Origin of the sequence: Streptomyces sp. NPDC048565 (assembly GCF_040650935.1) — a bacterium.
Lineage (GTDB): Bacteria > Actinomycetota > Actinomycetes > Streptomycetales > Streptomycetaceae > Streptomyces.
Map to the genome: position 1 here is coordinate 37,527 of NZ_JBEZIH010000023.1, position 19,696 is coordinate 57,222.

Below are 19,696 nucleotides of genomic sequence, written 5' to 3' on the forward strand. Positions count from 1 at the left end.
GCGCCTGTGGAGTCGGGACCCAACTCAGGCGGTGCCGGCTGCACTGCCGGACCTGCGGATCGGCTGGCCAAGAAGCTTCTCTACCTCCGCGGATGCGGCGTCGAGGAATTCCTGACCGAACAGACAGAGGGACTCTTCCCAGGGATGCCCAAAACTGCCCGTACGAAAGTCTTCCGAGAGGTGATGTAGTAATTCCCCATCGGGGTACGGGCTCAAGGCCAGGCCAGCTGCCCAGGGCCACCGACGTCCTGCGGTGCGAAGCGATACGACGTGTGCTGCCAGTCGAGCGCGAACAGCGTTCCGCTCGGACCAATGCAGGAAGTCAGCCCCTGCTCGACCACCTCGACCAGGCGGTCCAAACGCTCGTATTCAGGATCGTTGTCCAGCGCGGCAAGGCTCCAGGTAACCGACGTGCCGAGCTCCTTGGCGGCTCGCCACTTGAAACAACTTGTGAGGACCGCAAAGGCCGCCCAACCCGCTCCCCCGCAGGTCAGACGGCCTTTCGCCGAACGTATTACACGTTGAAGCGGAACTCCACCACGTCGCCGTCCTGCATCACATAGTCCTTGCCCTCCATGCGCGCCTTGCCCTTCGCGCGGGCCTCCGCCACCGAGCCCGTTTCGACCAGGTCCTCGAAGGAGACGATCTCCGCCTTGATGAAGCCCTTCTGGAAGTCGGTGTGGATCACACCGGCCGCCTCCGGGGCCGTGGCGCCCTTCTTGATCGTCCAGGCGCGAGCTTCCTTCGGGCCTGCCGTGAGGTAGGTCTGGAGGCCCAGGGTGTCGAAGCCGACACGGCCGAGGGTGGCGAGGCCGGGCTCTTCCTGGCCCATGGACTGGAGGAGTTCGAGGGCCTCGTCGTCGTCGAGCTCGATCAGCTCGGACTCGATCTTGGCGTTGAGGAAGATGGCCTCGGCCGGGGCGACCAGGGCGCGCTGTGCGTTCTTGAAGTCCTCGTCGACCAGCTCGTCCTCGTCGACGTTGAAGACGTAGAGGAAGGGCTTCGTCGTGAGCAGGTGCAGCTCGTGGAGCAGGCGGCCCGTCTCGGTGCCGGCCGTGATGCCCCGGGAGAAGAGGGTGTCGCCCGCTTCGAGGATCTTCTGGGCCTCCTCGACGGCGGCGAGGACCGCGGCCTTCTCCTTCTGGAGGCGGGCCTCCTTCGTCAGGCGCGGGACGGCCTTCTCGACGGACTGGAGGTCGGCCAGGATCAGCTCGGTGTTGATCGTCTCGATGTCGTCCTTGGGCGAGACCTTGCCGTCGACGTGGACGACGTTCTCGTCCTTGAAGGCCCGGATGACCTGGCAGATCGCATCGGACTCGCGGATGTTCGCGAGGAACTTGTTGCCCAGGCCCTCGCCCTCGCTCGCGCCCCGCACGATGCCCGCGATGTCGACGAAGTCGACCGTGGCGGGGAGCAGCTTCTGCGAGCTGAAGATCTCGGCGAGCTTGTCCAGGCGGGGGTCGGGGACGCCCACGACGCCGACGTTCGGCTCGATGGTGGCGAACGGGTAGTTGGCCGCCAGCACGTCGTTCTTGGTCAGGGCGTTGAACAGGGTCGACTTGCCGACATTCGGCAGACCGACGATTCCGATCGTGAGCGACACTTTGGCGACTTCCTGAAGTGAGGAGAGGGGGCTGTGCGGGCGGGCCGGGAGTGGACCGATTCTCCAGTTTACGGGCGGGGGCGGGCGGCCCGTCACGGGTGTGGAACACGGGTGCGGAGCACGGTGCGGACACGGGTGCCGAGGAGGAGCCGGGTCAGGGCCGAACAGTCGTGTTTCACTCCTGCGTGATCGAACGCAACGCCAAGGTCACCCAAAGCGCGTGTCCAACGCCCGAAAGAGCGCACCCGGCGACCTAGGTTGTCGGGGTGGAGCAGCACAGGACACGTACCCCGCAGCGGACGCAGCCCTCTCAGGTGAAGCCCGCCCCGCCCGGCGGCCTCGGTGAGGTCACCGCTGCGGGCGGCTATCCGGTGACGGTCGCGGTCGCCCCGGCGCCGACGACGGGCCCCGGGCCAGGTCCACGGCCGGGCGGCGTCGCGCCCGTGGTTCTGGCGCTGCGCAGATTCCCCAACCCCCGGCTGACCGGGATCGGCGCCGGGCTCTTCGCGGCACTGACCATGTTCCTGCTGGCCTGCGTGGACCGGCTACTGTTCGGCGGTTCGGAAGTCGTGTACGGGCTGCTGTTCCTGCCCGTCAGCGCCCTGACCGGCCTCTGGGTACGGCCCGCCGACCTGGTGACCGCCCCGATCATCGTGCCCATCGCCTTCGCGGTCGGCGTGGTGCCCGTCGCCGGGGGCGCGGGGGGCATCGGCGGGCAGACGATGGCCGTCGTGACCGCCCTCGCCGTCCATGCCGGCTGGCTGTACGGCGGCACGCTCATCGCGGGCCTCATCGCCTCCGTACGCAAGGTCCGGCACATGCGGGAGCGGCAGCGGCACCTGCACAGGACCGACCGGGTCGACAGGACGGACCCGCGCGACCGGACCGAACGGGCCGCCCGCCGCCCCCGCGCGTAGCGGGACCTCTCGGGCTACTTGCCCGCGGCCGCCATGGCCGCGCCGACGATGCCCGCGTTGTTCTGCAGCTGGGCCGGGATCATCTCGGCCCGTACGTGTTCGATGAGCGGCAGGAACTTCTCGGACTTACGGCTCACGCCCCCGCCGATGATGAAGAGCTCGGGCGAGAACAGCATCTCCACGTGGACCAGGTACTTCTGCACCCGGTGCGCCCAGTGCTGCCAGCTCAGGTCCTCGTCCTCCTTGGCCTTCGTGGAGGCGCGCTTCTCCGCGTCGTGGCCGTGCAGCTCCAGGTGGCCGAGCTCGGTGTTGGGGACCAGTTGCCCGTCGATGAAGACCGCGCTGCCGATGCCCGTACCCAGCGTCAGCATGATCACGGTGCCCTTGCGGTCCCGGCCCGCGCCGAAGGTCATCTCGGCGATACCGGCAGCGTCGGCGTCGTTGAGGATCGTGACGTGCTGCCCGATGCGGTCGCTGAGCAGCTCCCGTGCGTCCGTGTCGATCCACTTCTTGTCCACGTTCGCCGCGGTCCTGGTGATACCGCCCGTGACGACTCCGGGGAACGTGATGCCGACCGGCCCCTGCCAGTCGAAATGGCCGACGACCTCGGCCACACCGTCGGCCACGCTCCTGGGCGTGGCCGGGTGAGGTGTCAGTACCTTGTGGCGCTCCTGCGCCAGCTCTCCGCGGTCCAGGTCCACGGGCGCGCCCTTGATCCCTGAACCGCCGATGTCCACACCGAAGATCTCCATGCGATCCACGGTACGGGCAGGTGGCGAGGATCACTCCCCGGACGGGCGATCCGGTGAGCGACCGGTCACCCCGTGGTCGGTGTCACTCCGCTGCCAGTGCGGCGGCCTCGGCACGCAGGTCGCGCCTGAGCTCCTTGGGCAGCGAGAAGGTGATCGACTCGTCCGCGGTCTTCACCGTCTCCACGTCCGCGTAGTCCCGCTCGCCCAGCCACTCCAGCACGCCGTCGACCAGGACGTCGGGCACCGAGGCGCCCGAGGTGAGGCCGACCGTGGTGACGCCCTCCAGCCAGGCCTCGTCGATCTCGTCGGCGGAGTCCACCAGGTGGGCGGCGGGCGCGCCCGCGTCCAGGGCGACCTCGACCATACGGATCGAGTTGGAGGAGTTCTTCGAGCCGACGACGATGACCAGCTCGGCGTCCTCGGCCAGCTTCTTCACCGCGACCTGGCGGTTCTGCGTGGCGTAGCAGATGTCGTCGCTCGGCGGGGAGAGGAGGTTCGGGAACTTCTGCTTGAGCGCGCCGACGGTCTCCATCGTCTCGTCCACGGAGAGCGTGGTCTGGGACAGCCAGACGACCTTCGAGTCGTCGCGGACCTCGACGTTCGCCACGTCCTCGGGGCCGTCCACCAGCGTGATGTGCTCGGGCGCCTCACCGCTCGTGCCGATGACTTCCTCGTGGCCCTCGTGGCCGATCAGGAGGATGTCGTAGTCCTCCTTGGCGTACCGGACGGCTTCCTTGTGGACCTTGGTGACCAGCGGGCAGGTCGCGTCGATCGTGGCGAGCTTGCGCTCGGCGGCCTCCGCGTGGACGGTCGGGGCGACCCCGTGCGCGGAGAACATCACGATGGAGCCCTCGGGCACCTCCGCGGTCACGTCGACGAAGATCGCGCCCTTCTTCTCCAGGGTCTGCACGACGTACTTGTTGTGCACGATCTCGTGCCGGACGTAGACCGGAGCACCGTACTGCTCCAGTGCTTTCTCGACGGCGATCACGGCGCGGTCCACACCCGCGCAGTAGCCACGGGGCGCGGCGAGCAGGACACGGCGGGCGCTACTGCGGCGCGTAGCGCCTCCACTCGGGGCGGCGGCGGGTGACGGGCTGGGCGTAGCAGTCATGCGTCCCATCGTAAGGCCGTACCGAACAGGCGCCGGGCCGGTGGGGTCGCGAGACTGATGCCTACGCAAACCAGCGACGGAGGGTTCATGGCGGGCAGCGGCACAGAAGAGGGGAAGCTGCGGCGCACACTCGGGTTCCGGGACCTGGTGGTCTACGGGCTGCTGTTCATCGCACCGATGGCCCCGGTCGGCGTCTTCGGCACGCTGGACGCCAAGTCCGACGGGGCCGTGGCGCTGGTGTATCTCGTGGCGACCGTGGTGATGGCCTTCACCGCGTTCAGTTACGCCCAGATGGTTCATGTGGCCCCGTTCGCCGGATCGGTCTTCACGTACGCCCGAAAGGGGCTCGGGGAGGGGCCGGGGTTCATCGCCGGCTGGATGGCGATGCTCGACTACCTGCTCATCCCGGCCGTCGCCTATCTCTTCTCCGGGATCGCGATGAACGCGCTGGTCCCCGAGGTGTCGCGGTGGGTGTGGACGGCGATCGCGGTCGTCGTGACGACCCTGCTCAACCTGTGGGGCGTACGGGCCGCGGCCCGGGTGGGCTTCGCGGTGCTCGCGATGGAGATCGTGGTGCTGCTGGTGTTCGTGGTGTCCGCGGTGGTGGTGCTCGCCAGGGACGGGTCGGAGCGCGGCTGGCTGACGCCGCTCACCGGGGACTCCGGGTTCTCGATGACGGCGGTGCTGGGGGCCGTGTCCGTCGCGGTGCTGTCCTATCTGGGCTTCGACGCGATCGCGTCGTTCGCGGAGGAGGTGACGGGGGGTTCGGCGAAGGTGGCACGGGCGGTGCTGTTCTGCCTGGTGCTCGCCGGGGTGCTGTTCGTGGTCCAGTCGTACCTCGCGGCTCTGCTGGAACCGATGACTTCGGCGGAGCTGGCGGCAAATCCGGTGAAGCAGGGGTCGGCCTTCTACGACGCGGTGGACTCGTCGGTGGGGACCTGGCTGCACGACCTGGTGGCCGTCAGCAAGGCGATCGGTGCGGCGTTCGCGGCGCTGGCCGGGCAGGCGGCGGCGGGCCGGCTGGTCTTCGCGATGGCCAGGGAGCGCCGGCTGCCGTCGGTCCTGTCCCGGGTCGACGCCAAGTCCGGGGTGCCGCGCGTGGCCATCGCGGGGGCCGCGTTGCTGTCGCTGGTGGCGGCGGTGTGGGCGGCCAGGCGCGACGACGGTCTCGACCATCTGGTGTCGGTGGTGGACGTCGGCGCGCTCACCGCGTTCGTACTGCTGCACGCGTCGGTGGTGGGGTGGTTCGCCGTACGCCGGATGGAGGGCCCGCCGAGCTGGTGGCGTCATGTGCTGATGCCGGTGGTGGGCGCGGGCGTGCTGATCGCGGTGATCGTGGAGGCGACGACGAGCGCCCAGCTGGTGGGTGTGTGCTGGCTGGGCGTGGGGCTGGTGGTGTTCGCGGTGCAGTGGGGGCGGCGGGCCAGGTGATCCGGAACGCGTGGCGGGCCGCGGTCGGCCGGCTGCCGGCCGCGCGGCCGGAACGAGCCGCGGGCTGCGAGCTGCGGCCGGCACGTCGGCGGTCGGCACGTCAGCGGTCGGCACGTCAGCGGTCGGCACGGCCAGAACGAAAGGCCCTGATTGTCCTTGGCTGCCGATACGCTCGCCCGTATGGCTCTCACCACGACCCCGGAAGCCCCGCTGCCCGTCGGCGACGTCTCGCGGCTGATCGGCGGGTGGATCGACCGCCTCGGCGCGGTCTGGGTCGAGGGGCAGATCACCCAGCTGTCGCGGCGGCCCGGCGCCGGAGTGGTGTTCCTGACGCTGCGCGACCCGTCGCACGACATCTCGGTGAGCGTGACCTGCTTCCGGCAGGTCTTCGACCGGATCGCCGATGTGGTGACCGAGGGCGCGCGGGTGGTCGTCCTCGCCAAACCCGAGTGGTACGCCCCGCGCGGACAGCTGTCCCTGCGGGCCACGGAGATACGGCCGGTGGGCATCGGCGAACTGCTGGTGCGCCTGGAGCAGCTGAAGAAGTCGCTGGCCGCCGAGGGGCTCTTCGCGCTGGACCGGAAGCGGCCGCTGCCCTTCCTGCCGCAGCTGATCGGCCTGGTCTCGGGACGGGCGTCGGCGGCGGAGCGCGATGTGCTGGAGAACGCCAGGCGGCGCTGGCCCGCGGTGCGCTTCGAGGTGCGTAACACCGCGGTGCAGGGGGTGCGCGCCGTAAGTCAGGTGGTCGAGGCGGTCCAGGAGCTGGACGGGCTGCCTGAGGTCGACGTGATCGTCGTCGCCCGCGGCGGCGGCAGCGTCGAGGACCTGCTGCCGTTCTCCGACGAGGCGCTGATCAGGGCGGTGGCCGCGTGCCGCACGCCGGTGGTCTCCGCCATCGGGCACGAGCCGGACTCGCCCCTGCTCGACCTGGTGGCCGATGTGCGGGCCTCGACGCCGACGGACGCGGCGAAGAAGGTCGTGCCGGACGTGGGTGAGGAGCTGGACCGCGTCCAGCAGCTCAGGGACCGGGCGCTGCGGACCGTGCGAGGGCTGATCGACCGGGAGGAGCGCGGGCTGGCGCACGCGCTGGGCAGGTCCTCGATGGAGCGGCCGCAGCGGATGGTGGAGGAGCGGGAGGCGGAGGTCGAGGCGCTGGTGGGGCGGAGCCGCCGGGTGCTCGGGCATCTGCTGGACCGCGCCGACTCGGAGCTCTCGCACACGCGGGCCCGGGTCGTGGCGCTGTCGCCCGCCGCGACGCTGGAGCGGGGGTACGCGGTGCTGCAGCGGCCGGACGGTCATGTGGTGCGCTCCCCCGCCGACGCCGGGGCGCCGGGCGATGAGCTGCGGGCGCGGGTCTCCGAGGGCGAGTTCACGGTACGGGTCGCGGAGTGAGGGCCGCAGGCGAGGCAGCAAGGGGCCCGGTTTGTCGGACCCCGCGCATAGGGTGGTCGGCATGACGGACGACGGGACGACGACGGCTGCCGCGAAGGGCACGCTCGGGTACGAGCAGGCGCGGGACGAGTTGATCGAGGTCGTACGCCGCCTGGAGGCCGGCGGCACGACGCTGGAGGAGTCGCTGGCCCTGTGGGAGCGCGGCGAGGAGCTGGCGAAGGTGTGCCGGCACTGGCTGGAGGGTGCTCGGGCCCGGCTGGACGCGGCGCTGGCGCGCCCCGAGGAGTCCTCGGAGGCAGGCGGCGCCCCGGAGTAGAGACGCGCACGGACGAACCCCGGACGCGACTCCGGGGTGTCTGTGCGGTGGATCACTCCAGGAAGGATTTAGTTGAAGTTTAATCTATTTCTCGGTTACGGTGATCGCGTCGCTTGACCCGCTCCATCCGGAAGGTATCGCTCCTGATGTCCCTCGTTCTTGACCCCGCCGCCCAGGACCTCCTCTTCCGCGAGGCCCGCACTGCCAACACGTTCACCGACGAACCGGTGACCGACGAGCAGGTCCAGGCGATCTACGACCTGGTCAAGTACGGCCCCACGGCGTTCAACCAGTCGCCGCTGCGCGTCGTCCTGGTCCGCACGCCGGAGGGCCGCGAGCGCCTCGTGAAGCACATGGCCGAGGGCAACCGGCCGAAGACCTCCACCGCCCCGCTGGTCGCGCTCCTCGTCGCGGACAACGAGTTCCACGAGGAGCTCCCGGCGCTCATGCCGCACTTCCCGCAGGCCAAGGACGCGTTCTTCTCCGAGCGCCCGGTCCGCGAGCAGTCCGCCGCCCTGAACGCCGGCCTCCAGGCCGCCTACTTCATCATCGGCGTCCGCGCCGCCGGCCTCGCGGCCGGCCCGATGACCGGCTACGACGCCGCGGGCATCGAGAAGGAGTTCCTGGACAGCGACCACAAGCTGCTCATGGCCGTCAACATCGGCAAGCCGGGCGACGACGCCTGGTTCCCGCGTCTGCCGCGCCTGTCCTACGACGAGGTCGTCACGACCGTCTGACCCGCACACTCCGGGGATCCCGGAAGCAGCAGCGGAAGAGCCCCGCGACGCCGAGCGTCGCGGGGCTCTCGCGGTCTCACACGCGGCCCGAACCAGCGTCAGGAAGCGGCAGGAGCGCCGGACGCACCGGCAGCACCAGCACCAGCACCAGCAGGAGCATCCGAGGCGTCGTCGGCGGCGGAGGCCGTCTTCAGCGCACCCGCCATCTCCGCCAGCCGGTCCGCGGGCGCCGAGCCGGTGACCACCGTCGTCACACCCTCGGCGTGCAGCACCAGCGCGTCGTACTTGGAGCCCTTCCAGACCTCCCAGGACCGGCCCGAGACCTCGCGGGTGCGCCCGGTGTTCTCGGCGTGCTGGCTGACCTGGGGCACGTACTTCTTCGCCGGGACCGTCGACTGCTCCACGGCCACGTACTTCTCGTCCGGGTCGAGGAAGCCCAGGTGCCACCCCGAGCCGTTACGCCCCTCGTACGAGACGGAGGTCGGCTTCCAGCCCTCCGGCAGCCCGGCAGGGGCAGCCACCGGGTACGGGGCGGCGCGACGGGCCGTCGCGAGCTCGACCCGGTAGTCGACCGCCTTGATCGGGTCGGCCTTGTCGTCGTGCGGGATGAAGATGTAGACGACGCCCGCCACTGCGGTGATCACGAGCATCGACAGGATCATGTCCCGGACGGTCTGCTTGCCTCGCTTGCTTGCCACGGACTCAATGGTGGCACGGTGCACCGGAGGCCCCGCCAGCGGGCACCCGCTCATCCGTGCCCCGGTCTGCTCATTTTATCGACCTACCGATAGAGTCGCAGCACCCTCTTTCCGGTCGTCGTCGTACAGAAAGGTGCGCTCCGATGTCCGAGCATCATCTGCCGTCCCAGCTCGAGGTCTCACCCGAAGCCCCCGACCGCAACCTGGCCCTGGAGTTGGTGCGAGTCACCGAGGCCGCCGCCATGGCCGCCGGGCGCTGGGTCGGCCGCGGCGACAAGATCGGCGCCGACGGTGCCGCCGTGAAAGCCATGCGCACGCTCGTCTCCACCGTGTCGATGAACGGCATCGTCGTCATCGGTGAGGGCGAGAAGGACGAAGCCCCCATGCTGTTCAACGGCGAGCGCGTCGGCGACGGCACCGGCGCCGAGGTCGACATCGCCGTCGACCCGATCGACGGCACCACGCTCAACGCCAAGGGCATGCCCAACGCCATCGCCGTGCTGGCCGCGGCGGACCACGGTGCGATGTTCGACCCGTCGGCCGTCTTCTACATGGACAAGCTGGTCACCGGTCCCGAGGCCGCCGACTTCGTCGACATCAACGCGCCCGTGTCGGTGAACATCCGGCGCGTCGCGAAGGCCAAGAGCTCGGCCCCGGAGGACGTCACCGTCGTCATCCTGGACCGGCCCCGGCACGACGACGTCGTCAGGGAGATCCGGGAGACCGGGGCCCGGATCAAGTTCATCTCCGACGGGGATGTCGCCGGGTCGATCATGGCGGCCCGCGAGGGCACCGGCGTCGACCTGCTCATGGGTATCGGAGGCACTCCCGAAGGCATCATCTCGGCCTGCGCCATAAAGTGCCTCGGCGGTGTCATCCAGGGCAAGCTCTGGCCCAAGGACGAGGCCGAGCGGCAGCGCGCGCTGGACGCGGGGCACGACCTGGACCGGGTCCTCTCGACGGACGACCTCGTCCGCGGGGACAACGTCTTCTTCGTCGCCACCGGAATCACCGACGGCGAACTCCTGCGCGGTGTGCGGTACCGCGGGGAGACGGCGAGCACCGAGTCCCTGGTGATGCGGTCCAAGTCGGGCACGATCCGCAGGATCGACTCGACGCACCGGCTGGCGAAGCTGCGCGCCTACAGCGCGATCGACTTCGACCGCGCCAAGTAGTCCCGGCGCCACGACTGAAACTGCATGACTGCACGACTGTGGGGGCCGCCCGAGCAGGGCGGCCCCCACAGTCATGCCGCGCGCTCAAGCCTCCAGGGCGAGAGCGGAGTCCATGGACGACCAGGACCGGCGCAGGAGCGCCGGCAGCTCGCCCGGTACGCAGTCGGGCAGCCACTCGTCCAGCGTGCAGCGCCAGGCGGCCACGAAGAACTCGATGAGGAGCCGCAGTTCGAAGCGGTTCGCCGCGTCGAGCCGGTGCGCGATCTCGGCCTGGACCTCTGCGCAGTGCCGCAGCGAATACCCGTCGAGTGCGGGCGAGTCGGCGATCAGCCGGAGGGTGAGCGGGAAGCGCCGGTACCAGTCCTCATCCATCCGCTCCAGCGTGGTCAGCATCGCGTCGAGGAAGACATCGACCAGGGGCCCGGCCCTCTCCATGCCGTCCAGCACGTCCAGATAGACGTCCCAGAGCTGCTTGGCCGCGGTGTGCGCCACATCCTCCTTCGACCGGAAATTACGGAAGAAGGTCCGCCGGGACACCTCCACCTGCTCCAGCAGCGCGTCCAGCGGGGTGCTGTCGAATCCTCGTTCGACGAAGAGCGTGACGGCGGTGTCGGCCAACGCGTGGCGCGTGCGCAGCTTCTTGCGCTCACGCAGCGTGGCGGGCTGTTCGGGGCTGATCACCGAATCCACTCTACCAAGTGCGCCATGAACGCGCATATGCTCTACTGAGGCAAACGCTACACTGTGGCACTTGCCTGTACGTGCAGCACTCGCACGTGCCACTTCACGAGGGGACCTCCCGTGCGCGCACTCGTCGTCGACCACACCTCGCCCGGACATCTGTCACTGGCGGAGGTCCCCGACCCGCAACCCGCTCCCCACGAGGCGCTCGTGCGGGTCGAGGCGGTCTCGCTGAACTTCGGCGAGGTCCACGCGGCGACCGGCCCGGAGTTTCCGGACGGCACCGTGCCCGGCTGGGACGCGGCCGGCGTGGTCGTCCGGGCGGCCGCCGACGGCTCGGGCCCGGCCGAGGGAGAGAGGGTCGTCACCCTCGGCTGGACCGGCTGGGCCGAACTGCGCGCCACACCCGCCACCCTGCTCGGCACCGCACCGAAGGACGCCGACCCCGGGGTTCTGAGCACCGCGCCCGTGGCCGGGCTGAGCGCCCTGCATGTGCTGCGCCGGATGGGATCGCTGCTCGGCCGGCGCGTGATGATCACCGGCGCTTCCGGCGGCGTGGGCCGCTACGCCGTCCAACTGGCCGCCCGCGCGGGCGCGCACGTCGTCGCCATCAGCCGGAACCCCGCACAGGCGGACGGCCTGCGGGCCCTGGGCGCCCACGAGGTGCACCCCGACCCGGCCGCCGTGGGGGAGCCGGTGTCAGCCGTCCTGGACAACGTCGGCGGACAGCACCTCGTCGACGCCTTCGCCTCCCTGCTGTCCGGCGGCACCCTGTTCAGCGTGGGCCGCTCCTCCGAGAGCGACGCGGTGCTGCCACCGGACGCCCTGCTGAGCGGCGAAGGACGGCACGACAGGTCGATCCGCACCTTCTTCCTCCTCGGCAAACCCACCCCCGACTTCTCCACGGACCTGACCTGGCTGGCCGGAGAGCTGGCGGCGGGCCGCCTCGATCCGGGCATCAGCTGGCGTGGCCCCTGGACCCGCCACTCCGAAGCGGTACAGCTGCTGCTCGACCGACGGCTCCACGGCAAAGCCGTCCTCGAACTCGGATGACGGACGACAGACCGCAGACCGCAGACCGCAGACCGCAGACCGCAGACCGCAGACCGCAGACCGCAGACAACAGGAAGCAGGAAGCAGGAAGCAGGAAGCAGGCGGCGGCTCAGCCGGCTATGCGCCCCGTCGAGGCCGAGGCCTTGAGCTCAATGTCCCGCCTGCGGCGCCGGGCGAGCACCACGCGGCGCTCGGCGGCGGTGAGGCCGCCCCACACCCCGTAGGGCTCGGGCTGCACGAGGGCGTGCTCCCGGCACTCCACCATCACCGGGCATCTCGCGCAGACCTGTTTAGCGGCCTCCTCACGGGACAGCCGAGCAGCAGTCGGCTCCTTCGACGGGGCGAAGAACAGCCCGGCTTCGTCCCGGCGGCACACCGCCTCCGAGTGCCAGGGCCCCGCCTGGTCCTCCCGCGCGGGTGTGCGCTGGGACGGCACGGCGGCGACCTGCAGGGGCTGATGCGGCATGTGCAGCACGGTCCACTCCTGACGACGGCTTCGGCTTCGGCTTCGTGAGCGAGAGGCGATGCAGCACTCCCTACCCGCTGTACGCACGCCTATGCACTGAGTGGCGTCGCCTTCCGACCCCTGGGACGCCACCCCGGCATCCACTGGCCGGAATTCGCCGTGGACCAGCCCCGCGGTGTCAGCCGCCGAGGTGTTTGCGCAACTGCTTGTGGAGGTTGGTGATGAGCTTGCCACGCTTGGGTTTCGCCTCGACGTTCCCGAACACGGAATAGCCGTTCACCACGACCACCGGTGCTTCCGGGTCCGCGGATTCCAGTGTGTCGACCTCGAAATTGCCGAAAATGCCTGTCCCGCTGCCGCGCAGCGAGATGTTCTCGGGCACCTTGATCTCGACGCTGCCGAAGATGGACGTCGCGTTGATGACCGTCAGCCGCTGGCCGAACAGCGCCTCGGTCAGGTCGATCTCCACGCTGCCGAAGAGCGAGAACGCGTTCGTACGGCCGCCGACGCGCCAACGGCCCCTGCGCGTCGAGCTGCTGAAGACCGCCACCAGGTTCTCCGCGGGTCCGGCCGCCGGCTCCGGGCCGTAGCTGTAGGGCGAGGCCTCGGGCCGGGGAGCGCCGCCCGCCATCGGCAGGTCCTTGACCAGAGGTTCGAGCTCGCCGACGGTCTTGGCCCGGTAGACCAGGTCGACCCGCTCCGCATGCTCGTCCGCGGTCAGCCGGCCCTCGGCCATGGCCTCCCGCAGGATGTCCGCGATCCGGTCGCGGTCCGCGTCGGAAGCGCGGATTCCGGCGGGCGCGGGACCGGCCGGAGCGACGGGCTGCTGGGGCTGCTTTTCGAGGTCCACCGCACCAGACTACCCAAACGCGATAGATCGCGACCAGTACCTCACCGGTCTTGCTCAGAATCCACCCGCACCTGATCAAGCTCTCCGGGGTGAGCCTTACCTCACAGGCCCGGCGCGTCGGCGGCGTTCTACCCTGGTGGATGCGCTGCCCAAGGGTGGTCAGCTGCTGTCACCGAGTGAGGAATGGCCGTAATGCCAGAGTTTGCGTACTCCGATCTGCTCCCCCTGGGAGAGGACACCACGCCCTACCGGCTGGTGACCGCCGACGGTGTCTCGACCTTCGAGGCCGACGGCCGTACGTTCCTCAAGGTGGCTCCGGAGGCTCTGCGCACCCTGGCTGCCGAGGCCATGCACGACATCTCGCACTATCTGCGCCCCGCCCACCTGACGCAGCTGCGCCGCATCGTGGACGACCCCGAGGCCTCGTCCAACGACAAGTTCGTCGCGCTCGACCTCCTGAAGAACGCGAACATCGCGGCCGCGGGTGTCCTGCCGATGTGCCAGGACACCGGTACGGCGATCGTCATGGGCAAGCGGGGGCAGAACGTCCTCACCGATGGCGGTGACGAGGAGGCCCTGTCGCACGGCATCTTCGACGCCTACACCAAGCTCAACCTGCGCTATTCACAGATGGCCCCGCTGACCATGTGGGACGAGAAGAACACCGGCTCGAACCTCCCGGCCCAGATCGAGCTGTACGCGACCGACGGCGGCGCCTACAAGTTCCTCTTCATGGCGAAGGGCGGCGGCTCGGCCAACAAGTCCTTCCTCTACCAGGAGACCAAGGCCGTCCTCAACGAGTCCTCCATGATGAAGTTCCTGGAGGAGAAGATCCGTTCGCTGGGTACGGCGGCCTGCCCGCCCTACCACCTGGCGATCGTCGTGGGCGGTACGTCGGCCGAGTTCGCGCTCAAGACCGCGAAGTACGCCTCCGCGCACTACCTGGACGAGCTGCCCGAAGAGGGTTCCCCCACCGGCCACGGCTTCCGGGACACGGACCTGGAGCAGAAGGTCTTCGAGCTGACGCAGAAGATCGGCATCGGCGCCCAGTTCGGCGGCAAGTACTTCTGCCACGACGTGCGCGTGGTCCGTCTCCCCCGGCACGGCGCATCGCTGCCCGTCGCCATCGCCGTGTCCTGCTCGGCCGACCGCCAGGCCACCGCGAAGATCACCGCCGAAGGCGTGTTCCTGGAGCAGCTGGAGAAGGACCCGGCGCGCTTCCTCCCGGACACCACCGACGAGCACCTGGACAGCGAGGGCGACGTCGTACGGGTCGACCTCAACCGGCCCATGGACGAGATCCTCGCCGAGCTCACCAAGTACCCCGTCAAGACCCGGCTCTCGCTGACCGGCCCGCTGGTCGTGGCGCGCGACATCGCGCACGCCAAGATCAAGGAGCGGCTGGACGCCGGCGAGGAGATGCCGCAGTACCTGAAGGACCACCCCGTCTACTACGCGGGCCCGGCGAAGACCCCCGAGGGGTACGCCTCCGGTTCCTTCGGCCCGACGACGGCCGGCCGTATGGACAGCTACGTCGAGCAGTTCCAGGCGGCGGGCGGCTCCAAGGTGATGCTCGCCAAGGGCAACCGCTCCAAGCAGGTGACCGACGCCTGTGACGCGCACGGCGGCTTCTACCTCGGCTCGATCGGCGGCCCCGCCGCGCGCCTGGCGCAGGACTGCATCAAGAAGGTCGAGGTCGTCGAGTACGAGGAGCTCGGCATGGAGGCGGTCTGGCGCATCGAGGTCGAGGACTTCCCCGCGTTCATCGTGGTCGACGACAAGGGCAACGACTTCTTCACCGAGCCCGCCCCCGCCCCGACCTTCACCAGCATCCCGGTCCGCGGCCCCGGCCTCGGCTGACCGCGTACGTCCTGCCCCGGCGGGCCGGGGCAGGACGTACGCGCAAGCGTGCGGGAATAGAGCGGACCCGGACCACGCTCGTTCCAGCAGGAGGTATGAACACCATGGGTGAAGAGGCCGAGGACACGCAGTACCGCGTCGAGCACGACTCGATGGGCGAGGTGAGAGTGCCGGCCCACGCGAAGTGGCGGGCACAGACACAGCGCGCGGTGGAGAACTTCCCCATCTCGGGACAACGTCTTGAGCGTGCCCACATCGAGGCGCTGGCCAGGATCAAGGCCGCGGCGGCCAAGGTCAACGCCGAGCTGGAGGTGCTGGACCCTGACATCGCGGACGCGATCCAGGAGGCCGCGGCCGAGGTGGTGGCGGGGCGCTGGGACGAGCACTTCCCCGTAGACGTTTTCCAGACAGGTTCCGGAACCTCGTCCAACATGAACGCCAACGAGGTCGTGGCCACGCTCGCCACCGAGCGGCTCGGGCGCGAGGTCCACCCCAACGACCACGTCAACGCGTCCCAGTCGTCGAACGACGTGTTCCCTTCGTCGATCCACATCGCCGCGACCGCGGCGGTCACCGCGGATCTGATCCCGGCACTCGAACACCTGGCCACCGCCCTGGAGCGGAAATCAGCCGAATTCGCCGAGGTCGTGAAGTCGGGCCGTACGCATCTGATGGACGCCACGCCCGTCACCCTGGGCCAGGAGTTCGGCGGCTACGCCGCGCAGATCCGGCACGGCGTCGAGCGGCTGCGCGCGTCCCTCCCCCGTCTCGCCGAACTCCCCCTGGGCGGCACTGCGGTGGGCACCGGGATCAACACCCCGCCCGGCTTCTCCGCCGCGGTGATCGCGGAGGTCGCCCGCACCACCGGGCTGCCGCTCACCGAGGCCAGGAACCACTTCGAGGCGCAGGGCGCCAGGGACGGACTCGTCGAGGCGTCGGGCCAGCTCCGCACCATCGGCGTGTCGCTCACCAAGATCTCCAACGACCTGCGCTGGATGGCCTCCGGGCCCCGCACAGGTCTCGCCGAGATCAGCCTGCCCGACCTTCAGCCCGGGTCCTCGATCATGCCGGGGAAGGTCAATCCGGTCATCCCGGAGGCCGTGCTGATGGTCGCGGCCCAGGTCACGGGCAATGACGCCACCGTCGCCGCCGCGGGAGCGGCCGGAAACTTCGAGCTCAACGTGATGCTTCCGGTCATCGCGAAGAACCTGCTGGAGTCGGTGCGGCTCCTCACCAACGTCTCGCGGCTGCTCGCCGACCGCACGGTCGACGGCGTCACGGCGCATGTGGAGCGGGCCAGGCAGTACGCGGAGTCCTCCCCCTCGGTGGTGACCCCGCTGAACAAGTACATCGGCTACGAGCAGGCCGCGAAGGTCGCCAAGAAGTCCCTGGCCGACGGCACGACGATCCGGGAGACGGTGCTGGCCGGCGGATACGTCGAGCGCGGCGACCTGACACTGGAACAGCTCGACGAGGCCCTCGACGTGCTGCGTATGACCCGCCCCTGATGACCCGATCCGACATGTGACACCCGGCGGGTGCGGCCTGCAACGCTCGGTCCCGCCGGGCGCCGTCCGTAAGATCTCTTCATGACAGCGACGGAAGCGGGTACGGGCGCAGGCGCCGGGGCGGGTGCGGGGGACGGCGTGCACTGGGCGCCGGGTGACCGGATCCTCTGGCGTTACCGGGACAACCCGAGACCCGGTGACGGCGGCCCCACGGTCCACATCTGCCGACCGGTCACCGTGGTCCAGGACACCGACGAACTCCTCGCGGTGTGGATGGCCTCCGGCACCGAGTGCGTGAGACCGGTGCTCGCCGACGGCACCCAGGTGCACGCCGAGCCGCTCGCCACCCGCTACACACGCCCGCGCACCACGGTGCGCTCCCGATGGTTCGGCTCGGGTGTCCTCAAGCTCGCCCGACCGGGTGATCCCTGGTCGGTCTGGCTGTTCTGGGACCGCGGCTGGCTCTTCCGCAACTGGTACGTCAACCTGGAGGAGCCCCGGTCACGCTGGGCGGGCGGGGTCGATTCGCAGGACCACTTCCTCGACATCTCGGTGCGCCCCGACCACAGCTGGGAGTGGCTCGACGAGGACGAGTTCGCCCAGGCGCAGCGCGTCGGGGTGATGGACGCGGCCACCGCCCGGAGGGTGCGCGAGGCGGGTCTCGCGGCCGTCGAGGTGATCGAGCGCTGGGGTACGCCGTTCAGCGACGGCTGGGAGCACTGGCGGCCCGACCCCCGCTGGCAGGTCCCGCCGCTGCCTGATGACTGGGACCGCACCCCCGCCCCCACCCGACCGTGAGACCCTTGATGCACCCCAGGGGGGCAAACGTAGGATCGCCTTCCACGACCCGCTCCACCGGACCGGTACGCCACAACCGGCCTGAAGGGCCGGGGGCCTGACCACCAGTCACCGCACGCACCGCATGAGCCACACGGCCCACCGAGCCGGACGGTTCATGCGCACGAACCACTACGAGGGGGGTGGAGACATGTTCGCTGTCCGCTGCCCAGCCGCGGGAAGACTCGATACCGGTCATCCTGTCCGCCGTACGGTTTCGGCCCGATTTCCGGGGGCATCCGGTGACAGCCGTTGTTCTCACCGCTCTTGCCGGGGCACAGTGGCGCGACCCCCCGAAGTGACTGCGACTGCCTCATACAACCGGCCCGGACGGACGGAATCCCACGCGTGACGGAGCATCCCACCTCCCACGAAGGCCGGCAGCCCCTCGCCGCCCGGCCGCAGGAACGCGCCCGGCCCCGGCAGGAGGAGGACCCGCCGGGCGCCGCTGCCACCGCCGCGATCCCCGGTCCCTCTCCGGCTCCGGCTCCGCGCCAGGCGAAGGTCCCGGGACCGAAAGCCGTTCCCAGGCCCGCGCCCGGTACGGACGCGCCCCCGCCCGTCGCCGACACACAGACGGTCACCCGTCGCGAGGGCGACCGGCTGCGCTTCGTCGGCGCTGCGACCCGACGGATCGCGCGGGGCATAGACCTGGACGAGATCGTGCTCGGTCTGTGCCGGGCGAGCGTGCCCACCTTCTCCGACGCCATACTCGTCTACCTCCGCGACCCGCTCCCGGTGGGCGACGAGCGGCCCGTCAATCCCTTCGTGCTGCGGCTGCGGCGTACCGACAGGCTGCGGCTGACCGACGAGGAGAGCGAGACGGGTCCCGAGGGTGAGCGGCTGCGGCTGCCCATCACCGACCCGCAGGCCGGGCTGCTGCCCGCCGCCGACCTGTGCGAGATCCGGGCGGGCGGCGCGCTCGCCGAGGTGCTGCGCGGGGTGCGGCCCGTCTTCGGGGACTCCGCCGCGGCACGCGTCGCCCTGCCCGAGCTGCTGGGTACCGGGACCGTGCCGACCGGGCACCGGGCGATCCTGGCCCCGCTGCGCGGCCGCCGCCGGGTGATCGGCGCAGCCGTGTTCCTGCGCGGCACGGACCGCCCGTCGTTCGAGGCGGACGATCTCCTGGTCGCGGCCCAGCTGGCCACACACACCGCCCTGGGCATCGACAAGGCCGTGCTGTACGGCCGCGAGGCGTACATCGCCGACGAGCTCCAGCGCACCATGCTGCCCGACTCGCTGCCGCAGCCCACGGGGGTCCGCCTCGCCTCGCGCTATCTGCCGGCCGCCGAGACGGCCCGGGTCGGCGGCGACTGGTACGACGCGATCCCGCTGCCCGGCAGCAGGGTCGCGCTGGTCGTCGGTGACGTCATGGGGCACTCCATGACGTCAGCCGCGATCATGGGCCAGCTGCGCACCACCGCGCAGACCCTGGCCGGGCTCGACCTGCCGCCGCAGGAGGTCCTGCACCATCTGGACGAGCAGGCGCAGCGGCTCGGCAGCGACCGCATGGCGACCTGCCTGTACGCGGTGTACGACCCTGTCGCGCACCGCATCACCATCGCCAACGCCGGCCATCCGCCGCCCGTGCTGCTCCATCTGGGCGGCCGTGCCGAGGTGCTCCGGGTGCCGCCGGGTGCGCCGATCGGGGTCGGCGGCGTCGATTTCGAGGCGGTCGAGCTGGACGCCCCGGCCGGGGCGACGCTCCTGCTGTACACGGACGGCCTGGTGGAGTCCCGGATGCGGGACGTCTGGACGGGCATCGAGATCCTGCGGGAGCGGCTGGCGGCGACCGCCCAGCTGACCGGGCCCGACCACTCGCCGCCGCTGGAAGCCCTCTGCGACGACGTGCTGGACATGCTCGGGCCCGGCGACCGGGACGACGACATCGCTCTGCTGGCCGCACGCTTCGACGGGATCGCCCCGAGCGATGTCGCGTACTGGTTCCTGGAGCCGGAGGACGCTGCTCCCGGCCGGGCCCGCAGGCTGGCCCGCAGGGCGCTGAGCCGATGGGGTCTGGAGGACCTGACGGACGAGATGGAGCTGCTGGTCAGCGAGGTGGTGACCAATGCCGTGCGCTACGCGGAGCGGCCGGTGACGCTGCGGCTGCTGCGTACGGACATCCTGCGCTGCGAGGTCGGCGACGACTCCCCGCAGCTGCCGAGGCAGCGGCGTGCCCGGGAGACGGACGAGGGCGGACGCGGGTTGTTCCTGGTCAACCGGCTGGCCAGACGGTGGGGGGCGACCCGGCTGTCGACGGGCAAAGTGGTCTGGTTCGAGATGTCCACCCCCTGAGCGCCCTGAGC

At 70.3% G+C, this 19,696-nt stretch carries 18 protein-coding genes and 1 pseudogene; 11 read left to right on the plus strand and 8 right to left on the minus strand.

Going from position 1 to position 19,696, the window contains the following annotated elements; genetic code table 11:
* Window positions 1-24: 24 nt before the first annotated feature.
* Together AB0C75_RS25615 and ychF are read right to left on the minus strand one after the other, a co-directional pair.
* Window positions 25-515 (minus strand): annotated as a pseudogene (locus AB0C75_RS25615) (DUF2716 domain-containing protein).
* Window positions 515-1,603, minus strand: a complete 1,089-nt coding sequence (gene ychF / locus AB0C75_RS25620) for a redox-regulated ATPase YchF (RefSeq protein WP_362894043.1) — start codon at window positions 1,601-1,603, stop codon at window positions 515-517. The pseudogene AB0C75_RS25615 and the gene ychF overlap by 1 nt, the downstream one beginning before the upstream one ends.
* 443 nt (window positions 1,604-2,046) lie before the next feature.
* On the opposite strand from ychF, the gene AB0C75_RS25625 reads away from it, so the two are divergent.
* On the plus strand, window positions 2,047-2,520 hold the full coding sequence (locus AB0C75_RS25625) for a DUF6542 domain-containing protein (protein WP_362894144.1): 474 nt from the start codon (window positions 2,047-2,049) through the stop codon (window positions 2,518-2,520).
* A 14-nt stretch (window positions 2,521-2,534) separates the two neighbouring features.
* On the opposite strand, the gene ppgK is transcribed toward AB0C75_RS25625, so the two are convergent.
* On the minus strand, window positions 2,535-3,272 hold the full coding sequence (gene ppgK, locus AB0C75_RS25630; protein WP_362894044.1) for a polyphosphate--glucose phosphotransferase: 738 nt from the start codon (window positions 3,270-3,272) through the stop codon (window positions 2,535-2,537).
* Between the two features lie 82 nt (window positions 3,273-3,354).
* Window positions 3,355-4,386 (minus strand): 4-hydroxy-3-methylbut-2-enyl diphosphate reductase, encoded by a 1,032-nt coding sequence (locus AB0C75_RS25635; protein ID WP_362894045.1) that lies wholly within the window; start codon window positions 4,384-4,386, stop codon window positions 3,355-3,357.
* 87 nt (window positions 4,387-4,473) lie between these two features.
* Between AB0C75_RS25635 and AB0C75_RS25640 the strand changes: the two genes are divergently transcribed.
* The 4 genes from AB0C75_RS25640 (at window position 4,474) to AB0C75_RS25655 (ending at window position 8,262) form a co-directional block, all read left to right on the plus strand.
* Window positions 4,474-5,817, plus strand: coding sequence for an APC family permease (locus tag AB0C75_RS25640; protein WP_362894046.1), 1,344 nt, complete (start codon window positions 4,474-4,476; stop codon window positions 5,815-5,817).
* Between the two features lie 180 nt (window positions 5,818-5,997).
* Window positions 5,998-7,209 (plus strand): exodeoxyribonuclease VII large subunit, encoded by a 1,212-nt coding sequence (xseA, locus tag AB0C75_RS25645; protein ID WP_362894047.1) that lies wholly within the window; start codon window positions 5,998-6,000, stop codon window positions 7,207-7,209.
* Between the two features lie 61 nt (window positions 7,210-7,270).
* Window positions 7,271-7,525, plus strand: a complete 255-nt coding sequence (locus AB0C75_RS25650; protein WP_362894048.1) for an exodeoxyribonuclease VII small subunit — start codon at window positions 7,271-7,273, stop codon at window positions 7,523-7,525.
* A 146-nt stretch (window positions 7,526-7,671) separates the two neighbouring features.
* Window positions 7,672-8,262 carry a malonic semialdehyde reductase gene (locus AB0C75_RS25655; protein WP_362894049.1) on the plus strand — a complete coding sequence of 197 codons (591 nt, stop codon included), beginning with the start codon at window positions 7,672-7,674 and terminating at the stop codon, window positions 8,260-8,262.
* A 98-nt stretch (window positions 8,263-8,360) separates the two neighbouring features.
* Here AB0C75_RS25655 and AB0C75_RS25660 read toward each other — a convergent pair whose 3' ends face one another.
* On the minus strand, window positions 8,361-9,014 hold the full coding sequence (locus AB0C75_RS25660) for a DUF4245 domain-containing protein (RefSeq protein ID WP_362894050.1): 654 nt from the start codon (window positions 9,012-9,014) through the stop codon (window positions 8,361-8,363).
* Between the two features lie 89 nt (window positions 9,015-9,103).
* Here AB0C75_RS25660 and glpX point away from each other — a divergent pair, with 89 nt between their 5' ends.
* A complete protein-coding gene (gene glpX / locus AB0C75_RS25665; protein WP_362894051.1) occupies window positions 9,104-10,135 on the plus strand; it encodes a class II fructose-bisphosphatase in 1,032 nt (343 codons plus the stop codon).
* 84 nt (window positions 10,136-10,219) lie between these two features.
* Here glpX and AB0C75_RS25670 read toward each other — a convergent pair whose 3' ends face one another.
* Entirely contained in the window at window positions 10,220-10,816 is a 597-nt protein-coding gene (locus AB0C75_RS25670; protein ID WP_362894052.1) for a TetR family transcriptional regulator, read from the minus strand.
* A gap of 120 nt (window positions 10,817-10,936) precedes the next feature.
* Here AB0C75_RS25670 and AB0C75_RS25675 point away from each other — a divergent pair, with 120 nt between their 5' ends.
* Window positions 10,937-11,869: a zinc-binding dehydrogenase gene (locus AB0C75_RS25675; protein WP_362894053.1), complete on the plus strand. Its 933-nt coding sequence runs from the start codon at window positions 10,937-10,939 to the stop codon at window positions 11,867-11,869.
* Window positions 11,870-11,978: 109 nt separating this feature from the next.
* Here the strand turns inward: AB0C75_RS25675 and AB0C75_RS25680 are convergent, their stop codons facing one another.
* Window positions 11,979-12,344 (minus strand): WhiB family transcriptional regulator, encoded by a 366-nt coding sequence (locus tag AB0C75_RS25680; RefSeq protein ID WP_362894054.1) that lies wholly within the window; start codon window positions 12,342-12,344, stop codon window positions 11,979-11,981.
* Between the two features lie 169 nt (window positions 12,345-12,513).
* Window positions 12,514-13,185, minus strand: a complete 672-nt coding sequence (locus tag AB0C75_RS25685; protein ID WP_362894055.1) for a DUF1707 domain-containing protein — start codon at window positions 13,183-13,185, stop codon at window positions 12,514-12,516.
* A gap of 183 nt (window positions 13,186-13,368) precedes the next feature.
* On the opposite strand from AB0C75_RS25685, the gene AB0C75_RS25690 reads away from it, so the two are divergent.
* From AB0C75_RS25690 to AB0C75_RS25705, 4 genes are all read left to right on the plus strand, one after another.
* Window positions 13,369-15,045, plus strand: coding sequence for a fumarate hydratase (locus AB0C75_RS25690; protein WP_362894056.1), 1,677 nt, complete (start codon window positions 13,369-13,371; stop codon window positions 15,043-15,045).
* Between the two features lie 104 nt (window positions 15,046-15,149).
* Window positions 15,150-16,553: a class II fumarate hydratase gene (locus AB0C75_RS25695; protein WP_362894145.1), complete on the plus strand. Its 1,404-nt coding sequence runs from the start codon at window positions 15,150-15,152 to the stop codon at window positions 16,551-16,553.
* A gap of 81 nt (window positions 16,554-16,634) precedes the next feature.
* On the plus strand, window positions 16,635-17,351 hold the full coding sequence (locus AB0C75_RS25700; RefSeq protein WP_362894057.1) for a DUF402 domain-containing protein: 717 nt from the start codon (window positions 16,635-16,637) through the stop codon (window positions 17,349-17,351).
* Between the two features lie 387 nt (window positions 17,352-17,738).
* The gene (locus AB0C75_RS25705; RefSeq protein WP_362894058.1) at window positions 17,739-19,685 is read left to right on the plus strand and encodes a SpoIIE family protein phosphatase; all 1,947 of its coding nucleotides are present in this window, start codon (window positions 17,739-17,741) and stop codon (window positions 19,683-19,685) included.
* The last annotated feature ends 11 nt before the right edge of the window (window positions 19,686-19,696 follow it).